This is a genomic window from Bdellovibrio sp. HCB337, assembly GCF_047302465.1.
In the GTDB taxonomy this organism is placed as follows: domain Bacteria; phylum Bdellovibrionota; class Bdellovibrionia; order Bdellovibrionales; family Bdellovibrionaceae; genus JACMRP01.
This window is the reverse complement of the sequence record NZ_CP178621.1, coordinates 2,023,806-2,036,014: the sequence shown is the minus strand read 5'-3', so window position 1 is coordinate 2,036,014 and position 12,209 is coordinate 2,023,806. Positions and strand designations below refer to the sequence as shown.

Here is a 12,209-nt window from a genome sequence, read left to right as displayed (position 1 = left end):
TCATATGACAAAGTGGAATGTCAGTCTAACAGCTTGGCTTTTGGCATCTCTTATTCCGGTTTCTGCTTCAGCCGCAGCTCCAACACCAAACGTCTATATATGGAATAATACTCGTGGTTTTGTCGATGCGTCGACTTGTACCTCGAAACCTGCACAGCATGCTCCTCTATATATTGCACAAAAACCAAATTCGGACCTGAACGCGTCTTCTAAGTTCAAAGGTCAGGGCTTTTTTAAGGGCCTATTCTCGGGAGTTCTTGTGGATCGCACGCTGATTGCAATGCGTGGAATCCCATCAACCGACCCGTCGATTCTTGTTCGCGTTTTGAGCGTTCCGCACAATGCTCATCAAGGCGCTTTAACAAATATCGCAAATCCTAAAGATGAAGGAACTGTCGAAAAAGACGTCCTTCAAGACATCGGCAATTTCGTAATCGAGGTTGCTGATACTCCGGCGCTTTTAAAAACTACTAAGAGTCCGTTTGAAGTCAAAAAAACTTATTGGCAAGCGGCTATGGACAAGGATCACTACACCCTCATCAACTGCGCAGAAGGCACGTTGATGATGGAGTATGTGGTTTTTGATGTCTATAATACGACAAACATCAATCCTGTCGCTCAAGTAGGTCTTCGTTACGACCAAACGGATATCTTAAACTCTATCAACGTTTACACTCCGGATGAAGCCAATCAGGCTGTTGCTCCTGGCGACACCATCGATCCAGATGCACCACCAGCAAATGGCGGCAACGGCGGCTCGATTCCAGTAAAACCACCCGTCAACGACGGCGGCAATTCAGACACAACTCCACCAAACAATGGTGGCGATACTGGCACGCCTCAAGTTCCTGTGACTGATGGAAAATTGGAATACGTTATTTGTACAGATGAACCCGATGTCGACGTCATGGATCCTGAGCTTGCAAAAGTTCTTTTCCAAGCAGACCAGTTCGAAGCGATTGTTCCAATTCAATCTTGGAATGAAAAACAAAAATCTGAGCACATCGAAGTTCAATTCCCAGAGCGTGGCGACAGCCAAAAATCTGGATGGATTCCTCGCTCGGTGGTTCAGCTGAAAGCAGACTGCAAAGAGATGAATAACGACTCTGATTCAGACTCGGGTTCTGGATCTGGTGATAGCGATAACTATATCGATATGAGAGACGTAGTTCTTAACACTAAGGACTGCTGCAAATTCCCGACAATTAAAAGAGCTTCTCAGTCTTATGCCGTGGGCACTCCGCGCTTCCGTGCACAACGTGCGCGTGGACGCCGTCTGCATGCAGGCTGTGACCTTTATCGTAAACGCGGCGAAACGGCCGTGGCTGTTGCCTCGGGTGTCGTGATCCGTGGTCTTTACTATTTCTATCAAGGTGTGTTTGCGATCGAGATTCGCCATCCAAAATTCGTAGCTCGTTACGGAGAAATCTTGGGTTCACCAACTCCGGGTGTTGCTAAAGGCAAGATCGTCAAAGCTGGGCAAGAGATCGGCCGTATCGGCAAAGTGAGCTCTGGCTGCTGTCTTCCGATGCTTCACTTTGAACTTTATAAGGGCACGACTGCAGGTTCACTGACTCGTTATCGTCGTCCACCTTACGATCGTCGCTCTGATTTGATGGATCCGACTCCACTGCTTCGTCAGTGGGAAAAAGCTCAATTCGGCAGCTCTTACTAGGACTTTGAAATGAAACGCCTAATCCCGGTTCTCGTTGTTGTTGTTATTCTTGCTGGGATTGGGGCTTTCGTTTTGGGCTCCAAGTCTCCACTTGGCGACGACCAGGCTGAGGATTCTACGGCGGCACAAATAAAACATTCAGCGCCGATTCCTCAAGGTCCCGCACTGCCTGCACCTGAAAAGGATTCTCTCTCAGTCTCTGTGAAAGAGATGACTCATGTACTTGCCGCATATGCGGGTTCTGACAATAAACTTGAAGACTTGATCGAGAATCTTAAGAAAACTAATCAAGAGCCTTACATGGTTCGCGACACTAATAAGTACACCGGTGAGATGATCATCGTGCGCACTAAAAGCCCGCTTCCAGGTACACGTTATTTTCATGCGCAGTACTTTCAAGACGAAGACAAATCGCGTTTTCCCCAACATATGTCATTTGAATTCCGCCCACACGCAGAAGCTATGGATCAAGCCATTGCCGCTGTTCGCGAGTCTTTTCCAAACTTAGGAAATCCCGAGCAACAAGCGACGGATTTTATTCAGTGGGATCTGGGCAATGGGCATGTGCTGTGGATAAAGCGTCTTGGCTATGAGGACATCGAAGAGAATCCATTTAACGCCTATACTGAGGCTGACCTCGGCAGTATTCGTGTCGCCGTTGAATTAAAACTCGAAGGCCACTAAGCCGGCAAAGTCATGATAAGGGGCTTCCCCTTCGTGATGACCATTGTGTGCTCGTATTGAGCTGTCAGGAATTGCTTACCAGTTGCAAGAGTCCAACCGTCGCCGGTATCGAAAACTTCTCTAGCACCCGTTGAAAGAAATGGCTCGATCGTAATAACTTGGTTTTCTTTTAGAATACGTTTGTCTTTGGGATCGTAGTACCCAGGAATAAAATCAGGCTCCTCGTGAAGAGCACGACCAACACCGTGACTGCCAAGATTTTCAATCACTGTAAGATTATTTTTGTAAGCCTCTTTTTGAATCGCTTTGCCGATGACATTGAGCGGGCGTCCTGCACGGGCTTCGCGAAGGGCCATCTCTAGAGCACGCTTTGTAGCAATACAAAGATTTCTTTTCAGGTTCGACTCTGGTGGAATAATGAAGGATCCACCCGTGTCTGCGAAATAGCCGTTAAGCTCTGCAGACACATCGATATTAACTAAATCACCAGCTGCTAAAATTTTTGAACTAGGAATGCCATGGGCCGCTTCTTCATTCACGCTAATGCAAGTGGTGCCTGGAAAATTATAGACCTTCTTCGGTGCCGAAACTGCGCCATGCTTTTCCAAAAAGCTTTGGCCAAGTTGATCAAGCTCGAGCGTCGTAATGCCGGGCTCAAGTTTTGAACCCATATACTGAAGACATTGAGCCACGATACGGCCGATTTTTCTTAAAGACTGAAGGTCATATTCATTTTCGATAGACATGGTCCGAGTCTATCACACTCACGACTAAACCGGAAGATCGTAGTAGGCCGGGTCCCGCTCAAGATTATCATAGGCCTCTGCAAGCTCTTCATGGCGCTTTGCGAGCTTAGGCTCTTTTGCACGGCCTAGAGCCTTTGCAATCAATCGGTGGGACTCGGCATAGTCGGCGTGTTTTAAACCGCCCATATTGTGTTTTACGATCAAATCCGCGTACGCACAGGCAACCATCTGCAGTTGCTCGACCGGACCATTGCTTTTTTGTTTAAGCCCCTCGTTGAGATATTTTAAAGACCACTCACGGAGGTCCGAATACGCCATCGATTTGAAGAGGTTTTTTTGTGCCGAAGAAAGCCCTTCGCCTTCTTGGCTTGCTTCCAAAAGCGCTTCGGTCTGCTGAATTCTTTTTTCGGTAGCCTCTTTTTCTTTGTAGAGTTTTTTAAGATTCGCTTTGATATTCTTCTGCACACTCTCGATGCTGAGGGCCGGAGATGCTTTTAGCATCGTCGCGATTTCATCGATTGAAAACCCCAGGTGTCGAAATTGACTAATCTTAGTGGCGACTTGGATATGGCTTTGATTGAACGTGCGATATTGATTACCGGAATTGCGGTCCGATTTTAAAATGCCTTTTTCTTCATAAAAACGAATCGCTCTTGGCGTAAGACCTGTCTTGCTTGCGAATTGCTTAATGTTCATGGTGCCTCCCGAAGTTTTAACAGTGTCGGGCTTCACGTAACGTGAAGGTCAAGATGTAAAATTTTAAGACTTTGAAAGTTTCGTCAGCTCTTTTTCCGACGCAGGCGACGCACAAGACCTCTTAGAATCAAAAAGTAAAAAGGGGCCAGTGCCAGAATTACTCCGGGCAAAATAAATTTTTTCTTTACTCGAAAACTGAGATCTTTACGGTCAAAAGGATCGGTAAGAATACTCATGATCACCGGTTCACAATTCACTGGGACTTTCCAGTCAGTATTGATCACTTGGGTCATGCAGTTCATTTTATAGTTGTCGGTATGAAACTTTACCTCGGCATCGGATTGTATCGGCACACCATCGCTGTCATAGGCGGGTGTGAATTTTGGTGCATTTTTAACGTCTTCAACAACGATCGCCATCTCTGCCAGAACTTTATCTTTGTGATGGGATTTTCGATAGACTTCGCCAAACACGAGGATCAGACCTGCGGCACCAAGAATAAGACTTATGCTGAAAACGATTTTTTGCACTGAGTTCCTTAAGAACGTGTAACGACGCGATTGACTAGCACCAACGCTGCCGCACCGACAACTCCGATGGCAATTCCTTGCCAGCTAAATGCATTGTACATCGGCCATTTGAAAAAGATCGGCGCCAAATAATTCCCCAAGAAAGAGCCCGCAAGACCTAACAAGATCGTACGGAGCCAACCCATGGCTTCACTGCCAGGAATCAGGAGCTTCGCAGCCACGCCGACACCTAACCCAAGTGCAGCCCAAACGAGGAATTGACGAAATAAAGGATGATCGAGAATTTGGTAAATGTATTCCATATAAAAATTTTGAATTATTTTTTCGAGGAATGCAGCGAGAAAATGACCTTCGGTGATTTTTGCTGAGCAAAAATGAGCTGCGCTGATTCTTTCTTCCTTCGGAAGAATGAGCTGCGCTGATTTTTCTCTATCGAGAAAAATTGGTGATCCGTACAGGACTTGAACCTGTGACCTCTTCCATGTCAAGGAAACGCGCTACCAACTGCGCTAACGGATCACGACCGAAATGAGCTCTCTTTATAACTCAAAGGGCCCCCTACTTACAACGGAAGCCCTTGGGTTGACGTCGCGTATCAAAGGCCTAATAGAGCTCTACGCGATCGTTTTCTTTGAAACCTGAACCCGAATGGATCACAGCTATAGAGCCATCGTTACCAAAGTAGCTGATGACTTCTAAAGTACCTTTCAGACGCCCAGGAACAGTCCCGATGTGGCCACCTGATTCGGGGTCGTAAACATCATCCCCCTGATCCAGAACCTTCAACACATCCCCTACCTGAATGCCCGAGATCTTCCCAACATTCAGATAAATGCGATCCCCATTAAGAGCAGCAATACGCCCCTCCCAATTAACCTTACTCAGTGAAGCCACCACTTGTGGTACGAAATCCAAGAACGCATCTTTTACGATGGTCTCGATCAGCTCTGGACTGTTTTGTAGGTACTTGTCACTCTCTACACGTTCAGCCACACGTACCATGGGCTCTTCTAGGTTCACAGTCTTTACGGTGTTAAAGATCTCTTGAGCACCACGCGTACTTACAACACGAACGCGAATCACGGCCTCGAACTCGCTCTTCATCTGACGAATGACACCAACGTTGTCCGCTTTACGAGAAACACGAACGTCCAAGATTTTTCCCTCAAGAATCGCATTTGCCCCAAGGCTCTGACCTTGCTTAGCGATTTCTTTAAGATCGTACTCACCTTTTTCAGCAGGTTTCAAAACTTCGGCTTTAATGTCACGGCTATCCACCGCTACCACTTCGCCTGTTTTGTTTAAAGCCATCATAAAAGATTTACGTGCGTTCTCGCGCAGGAACTCAGGACGCTTCTCAGAAGCATCCAAGAACGGCAAAACAATCAGTCTTTTGCGAGGTTGTCCGTCTGTGCTTTTGCCTGTCAGAGATTGATCCTTGACCTCACGACGAGCCACTTGAGAGCTACGATCGATCGTTTGACAAGCAGCAAGGATCAGAGCAAATCCCAAAGAAAGTCCAATACTCAAACTTCTCATTCAACTCTCCCTATTGTCTTTGCAATTGCAAAACGACTTCAGTGTCGGTTTGTTCGGTTGGACGCCATTTACGACCATCGATTTCAAGATTTCCAAGTTTTGCTGCGAAGTCTTTAGAATTAAGTCCCGTGTCCACTTCGTACGCCACAGAGTCTGCAGTCACGAAGCGCTCACGAATATTGCGAATCTCACGCACTTGGGTTTTGAGTTTTTCTTTGAAAGCTTCTTTTTGATTGAATGGAATTCTTCCACGGAAAGTCAGTCTTAAGATCGTAGCACCTAAAGAACCTCTTTGCCATGCCTCGTAGACCTGGGAAGCAAGCTCTTGAGCCGTTCCATCGATGCTTTCGCGGATTTTTTTATCAACTGCGGTTTCAAACGCGCCCATTTCAGTATCAAATTTTCTAGAGACATCGGCAATAGGACGGCCATTGCTGACTTGCAAAGCAACGAGTTTGATTTCGATACGATAACGATTCGAAGACTCGGGACTTTTAGAGTACTGCACTTGACCTTCGATCATCAAAGGCGCGCCGAAGTACTGACTAAAGAACTGCATATCATCAAGACTCAAGCGCTCGTTCTGATAGCTGCGCGGGATCTGAAGTCCTAACGGCATGGTTTTTACAAGATAGAAGTTGTGTTTCTGGAAAGCTCCACGCAAAGCATTTTCGAAAGTACGGTTTTGCGAAATCAAGAAGGCTTTATTCGTACCTTCTTCAGGCTTCCACCAACGGAACGTTTTAAGATCCACTTTGTCAGTGAAAGCAATGACCGGCAGAACCAATGGAACCGTGTCGTTCTCTGCGAGCAAAGAGTTCTCTTGAAGAAGCGCTTTTAAGTCCTTCACTGAAACTTTCAAGGTCACGGTCATTTTATAATTAGAACCTTCTTGAACAAGCTCGCTTGGCTTTGCAAACGGAATATAACGATTGGAAAGTTTTTGAATTTTATTTTGAATCAGAGTTTTGTTTTTTGTGAAACGCTCTTCCCCAATCAATTCCTTGATAAGGTCCTCAGAGACCTTCTGAGAGGCTTTTTCTTGAATATCACGACGAGCGGCCTGCGGAGTGTTCTCTGTCGAGGTCCCCGTGAAGCTTTTCTCGATAAGGTCCGCGGCCTGCGCCCATACCATAGACGCTGTCATCATTGCTGCCAAAAGCACCCATACTTTTTTCATAACAATCCTTGTCCTTAATTCCTTATGTTCTTAACTCGATGAAATCCGTTCTTCCGAACATGGAGTGAATACTTTCAAAAAACTCATTGCTAATGCTCACTGCGATTTCTTCCTGAATCTCGAGCTGCACTTTGCGGTTAACATCTTTCAAATCAATTTCCAGGCTCACATTCGTGCCCCCTGGATGACCTCTTAACAAACTTTCCAGGCGCCCGTAATCGGCCTCTGGAATGCGCTCAAGGTGCAATACCACCCGTTTGGTCTTCTTCAGGATATCTTCCATTGGTGAAACAGTGTCCACCATGATTTTAGCAGCACCTTCTTCGACCTCCAAAGAGCCTGCTATCAAAACTGGTTTTTCATCCCGGCACATCATCTCATTACGGGCAAAAGCGTCTGGGAAGATTACAAGCTCGCAAGAGCCGGTCAGGTCTTCGACCTTGGCAAAGGCCATACGCGTGCCTTTTTTAGTGATCAGCTCGCGTAAATCCGAGATCAGACCTGCTACAACGACGCGCTTCTTATTCGCATCACGACCCCAGCGGTTTTCTTTGGTCTTTTGCACAGGGGCCTGTGGAGCGGCACCTTCTTGTTTAGCAAAGGTTGGCAAGTCCACGACTTTACAGCTAGTGAAAATTTCAGCCAGATTCTCGAAGCCTTTAAGTGGATGATCGCTCAGATAGAAACCCAAAACCTCTTTTTCGTATGACAAAGAGGCCGTACGCGTCCATGGCTTAGTGTTTTCAAGTCGGACTTCGGTCTCATCGCTAGGTCCTAGATCAAACAACGAGGTCTGGCCTAGTTCACGGTCTTTACGTTTACCCTCAGCACGATCCAAGTATTTTTGGTAGCCTGCGATCAGTTGCGCGCGATGCGCACCGAAACCATCAAAAGCACCCGCTTTGATCAAACACTCGATCACTTTTTTATTCACGCGACGAACATCGATCGTGTTGAAGAACTCATCCAGGCTAGAGAATTTCTTTTCAGGCAATGTTTCGCGGGCCTCGATGATGGCCATAACAGCGCCCTCACCGACACCTTTGATCGCGCCTAGACCGAAATAAATTTCATCGCCATGAGCACCGAAGAAGTAATCCGAAAAATTCACATGCGGAGGTTTTACCGGCAGACCACGTTTTGTCGCGTCCTTCGAGTATTTAACGATCTTATCCGTATCCGAAAGCTCGGTACTAAGAAGAGCTGCGAAGAATTCTGTCGGGTAATAACATTTCAACCACGCAGTTTGCATGGTGATCACAGAGTACGCGGCGGCATGAGATTTATTGAAACCGTAATCCGCAAACTTATACATCAAGTCGAAAAGCTCTTCCGACGCTTTTTCTTCATGGCCCTTGGCTTTCGCCCCCTCCATGAAACGAATGCGCTGACGATCCATCTCTTCTTTGATCTTCTTACCCATCGCGCGACGAAGCATGTCCGCTTCACCGAGAGAGTATCCAGCGATTCTAGAGGCAATACCCATTACCTGCTCTTGGTAAACCATGATCCCGTAGGTCTCAGACAAAATCTCTTTGCTATCTTCGATCAAATAAGTGACCGGAGACTTCCCATGTTTACGATCCGTAAACTCGGGAATGTTCGCCATCGGACCCGGACGATACAAAGATGTAATCGCCGTGATATCCGCAAAACTAGAGGGACGAATTTTACGAGTGGCATCCGTGATGCCCTCACCTTCGAACTGGAAGATCCCCGCCGTGTCTCCACGAGACATCATCTCGAGAGTCTTCTGATCGTTCATCGGAATTAGTTTTGTAACGATTTTCTCGCCACGGTTTTTTTCAATCAGCTTAATCGCGTGATTGATATGAGTGAGCGTCTTCAATCCCAAGAAGTCGAACTTAATCAAACCGATCTTCTCGGCGTGCTTCATATCGTACTGAACAACTTGCTCGCCATCAGCGCCCTTATACAAAGGCGCATGGCTGACCAATTGTCCATCGGCGATGATCACACCCGCAGCATGGATACCGGCGTGACGAACCATCCCCTCGATACGTTGAGCAAGATCCATTAACGTATTCACCGTTGGATTCATATCCATCAACTCGCGAATACGCGGCTCCATTTCAAGAGCATCTTTTAGAGTAATCCCTAATTTTTCAGGGATGAGTTTTGTTACAACGTCCACCTCTGGGAAGGTCATTCCCAAAACGCGGCCCACGTCTTTGATCGCAGCACGTGCCTGCAATTTACCGTAGGTGATAATTTGTGAAACCGATTCTTGTCCGTATTTTTGAGTTACGTATTGAATCACTTCCTGACGACGATCCTGACAGAAGTCGATATCGAAGTCCGGCATCGAGATACGTTCTGGATTCAAGAAACGCTCAAAGAGAAGGAAATTTGGAAGTGGATCCAAATCCGTAATACGCAAACTGTACGCGACAAGCGAGCCCGCTCCAGATCCACGACCCGGGCCTACTGGGATGTCATGATTCTTTGCCCAGTTGATGAAGTCTTGGACGATCAAGAAGTAACCATTGAAGCCCATGCGATCGATAACACCCAATTCAAACTCTAAGCGTTTGAAGTAGTCAGGCCGTTTATCCTCAGGGACTTCCTCACCACGACCTTTAGATTCGTCAAAGCGCTCTTCAAGGCCCTTTGCAGCTTTGCGTGCGATATCTTCTTTGAGTGAAGCACCATCTTCAGTTGGGAATGTTGGCAAATGATAAATCGGTTTGCCGTGTTCATCTTTGACTTTAAACTTCACATCACAGCGTTCAGCAATTTCAAGCGTGCGGGCCACAGCCTCGGGCACGTCTTCGAAAAGCTTCTTCATCTGATCTGGTTTTTTAAAATAGAATTCGCTGGAGCCTAATTTAAAACGCCCCTCATCGGCCAAAGTTTTATTCGTACCAATACAGATCAAAACCTCTTGAGCAAGCTGATCATCCGGAGTCATGTAGTGCACATCGTTGGTTGCAACAACAGGCACACCAGTAATTTTTGAAGCCTCTAACAAAAAGGGATTGAGTTTTTGCCACTCGGGCAAACCTGTGCGGCAGATCTCAAGATAAAGTCTGTCGCCAAAAATATTATGTAACTTACGAATACGCTCGAGAGCTTGATCAGGTCCTTCATTCAGGAATACATCAGCCACTTCGCCACGAAGTCCACCGGTCAAACAGATCAAGTGTTGATTGTGTTTCTCGATGACTTCGTAATCGATACGCGGTTTCCAGTAGAAACCTTCTTGGTAACCAATTGTCGATAGCTTATTAAGATTGCGATAGCCTTCAATGTTCTGAGCTAAGAAAACCAAGCGACGAGGAAATTGAGAGATTTGATCGCGATCTTGTTTCTTCTCGTGGCGTGAACCTGGAGCTATGTAAGCATCCAAGCCAATCAAAGGTTTTACGTTATTATCTTTGGCAGCAAAGTAAAATTCAGCCGCGGCAAACATGTTGCCGTTATCTGTAAGGGCGACAGCCGGCATGCCGTATTCAGCAGCTTTTTTGGCAATAGATTTAACTCGGCAAGCAGCCTCTAAAAGCGAATATTCAGAGTGGACATGAAGATGAACAAAAGACATGAATAATTCATAACTTGGACTGCCTTTAGGTTCAATTTTTTAGTGCAGTTTAAGGGCTACTTTCGCAGCCCTTAACCGATTGCGTTACAGGAGGTAAGAGAATATGTTCGCGAACGGCAACATCAAGTAGTAAGAAATGCGTTTTGGGATGCTCGTGCCGTGGAAACGACTGCTACCATCAACAGGTTCGCCGTCTTTGTTCAATTGCACGCTATGATCGCGTCTTTCGCGCATGCTCGCCAAAACATCTGATGCAAGTCCTGGGCTATTTAAGCACATAAGAGCCATTTCAGAGTTGATATTGCGTGAACGTGGATCCACATTGAAAGTACCAACCATCGTGATCTTATCGTCAATAACTGCTGATTTAGCATGCAATCCCCAGCGAGCTTTTGCAGCCTCTGGGATCGCCATATCCTGAGAAGGAATGCTTTGACCACGGTAAATAAATACATTCAAACCGTTTTCAATCAAGAACCCGACACGAGGATAGAGTGTTGCTGTAGTGTAAGTCGCGTCTGTTGAGTTCAAGCTATTGGTGTAAACATTCATCTCAACACCACGCTCGAGGTATTTATTGATAATGCCCATACCTTCGATCGTCGTTACGAAATAAGGACTTTCCACATGCACACTTTTTTGTGCGGAAAGAATCTGTCTATTGATTTCTTGGAAAAGAACACGGCTACGGTTTCCGATACCAGGCATGTCAGCAGCAAAGATACTGTCTGTGCATGTGTGCTCACGAATAGAGCCAGAACTTAAAAGGCTGGCAGCGCGCGTAGCTTCCAAGATTTCACGATCCTGCGCAGTTTGCACAAGGTACGCATTTGCCTTCTTCATACCTTCGCTATAACGAGCCAAAGCATTTTTAAAGCGCATCTGTCCTTGGCTTACATGTCTAACATTAGCGTATGCAGTGTTGTATGCATCTATCTTAGGCTCTTTTTCAATAGTTGGCTGTTCCGTCATTTCTGAATCCCAGAATTGGTCGAAGCTTTGGCGCATAGATTTTGCCATACTTCCACGGACAACGATATCGCGATCAAGGAAGTTGTAATCAGTCGCCATATCGAAATATTCGTCGGCGATATTACGACCACCTGTCATACCTTGAACGTCATCGATGATGAGGGCTTTACGATGACTGCGGAATTGACCTTTGAAAAGTTCAAACGAGATCATTGGATTGTAGTAACGAACTTCAACGCCATTTTGCACAAGCAAAGTCGCATAGAAATTATCCAACTGAGCAATTGGCCAACCGTAATCAACCAAAACGCGGACTTTGACGCCCTCTTTCGCTTTTTTCACCAAAGCTTGTGTGAAAAGACGGCCGGCATTGTCGATGTTATAAATGAAGAATTCTACTTCGATAGATTTTTTTGCACTTGCAATCATCTCAAGGCGTTTTTGGAAAGACAGAACACCTGTATTGTAGATGCTCATTTGTTGGGGCTCTTGAGAGCGAACCAGGAACGACTCTAAAGGACGGCCTGTGGTGCGCGAGTGACCAATCTCTTTTTCAGCGGCTAAAGCCTGAGTTGAAAGAGCAGAAACTAGCAAAAGACCCATTGTACGCATAAACATAAAAACT

General features: G+C 46.1%; 10 protein-coding genes and 1 tRNA gene. 2 read left to right on the top strand and 9 right to left on the bottom strand.

Going from position 1 to position 12,209, the window contains the following annotated elements:
• The first annotated feature begins 4 nt into the window (after positions 1 to 4).
• A complete protein-coding gene (locus ACLWBB_RS09845) occupies positions 5 to 1,675 on the top strand; it encodes a peptidoglycan DD-metalloendopeptidase family protein (protein ID WP_413291469.1) in 1,671 nt (556 codons plus the stop codon).
• A gap of 9 nt (positions 1,676 to 1,684) precedes the next feature.
• A complete protein-coding gene (locus ACLWBB_RS09840; RefSeq protein WP_413291468.1) occupies positions 1,685 to 2,359 on the top strand; it encodes a hypothetical protein in 675 nt (224 codons plus the stop codon).
• On the opposite strand, the gene map is transcribed toward ACLWBB_RS09840, so the two are convergent.
• From map to ACLWBB_RS09795, 9 genes are all read right to left on the bottom strand, one after another.
• Positions 2,356 to 3,105, bottom strand: coding sequence for a type I methionyl aminopeptidase (gene map / locus ACLWBB_RS09835; RefSeq protein ID WP_413291467.1), 750 nt, complete (start codon positions 3,103 to 3,105; stop codon positions 2,356 to 2,358). The genes ACLWBB_RS09840 and map overlap by 4 nt on opposite strands.
• A gap of 24 nt (positions 3,106 to 3,129) precedes the next feature.
• Entirely contained in the window at positions 3,130 to 3,801 is a 672-nt protein-coding gene (locus tag ACLWBB_RS09830; protein WP_413291466.1) for a MerR family transcriptional regulator, read from the bottom strand.
• A gap of 83 nt (positions 3,802 to 3,884) precedes the next feature.
• Positions 3,885 to 4,331: a hypothetical protein gene (locus ACLWBB_RS09825; RefSeq protein ID WP_413291465.1), complete on the bottom strand. Its 447-nt coding sequence runs from the start codon at positions 4,329 to 4,331 to the stop codon at positions 3,885 to 3,887.
• Positions 4,332 to 4,339: 8 nt separating this feature from the next.
• Positions 4,340 to 4,633, bottom strand: a complete 294-nt coding sequence (locus ACLWBB_RS09820; RefSeq protein ID WP_413291464.1) for a GlsB/YeaQ/YmgE family stress response membrane protein — start codon at positions 4,631 to 4,633, stop codon at positions 4,340 to 4,342.
• A gap of 141 nt (positions 4,634 to 4,774) precedes the next feature.
• Positions 4,775 to 4,850: transfer RNA gene (locus ACLWBB_RS09815), tRNA-Val, on the bottom strand.
• An 84-nt stretch (positions 4,851 to 4,934) separates the two neighbouring features.
• Positions 4,935 to 5,870, bottom strand: coding sequence for a hypothetical protein (locus tag ACLWBB_RS09810; RefSeq protein WP_413291463.1), 936 nt, complete (start codon positions 5,868 to 5,870; stop codon positions 4,935 to 4,937).
• 10 nt (positions 5,871 to 5,880) lie between these two features.
• Positions 5,881 to 7,050 (bottom strand): hypothetical protein, encoded by a 1,170-nt coding sequence (locus ACLWBB_RS09805; protein WP_413291462.1) that lies wholly within the window; start codon positions 7,048 to 7,050, stop codon positions 5,881 to 5,883.
• 22 nt (positions 7,051 to 7,072) lie between these two features.
• On the bottom strand, positions 7,073 to 10,612 hold the full coding sequence (gene dnaE / locus ACLWBB_RS09800; protein ID WP_413291461.1) for a DNA polymerase III subunit alpha: 3,540 nt from the start codon (positions 10,610 to 10,612) through the stop codon (positions 7,073 to 7,075).
• An 84-nt stretch (positions 10,613 to 10,696) separates the two neighbouring features.
• Complete coding sequence (locus ACLWBB_RS09795) at positions 10,697 to 12,202, bottom strand: phospholipase D-like domain-containing protein (protein WP_413291460.1); 1,506 nt, start codon at positions 12,200 to 12,202, stop codon at positions 10,697 to 10,699.
• Between the last annotated feature and the right edge of the window lie 7 nt (positions 12,203 to 12,209).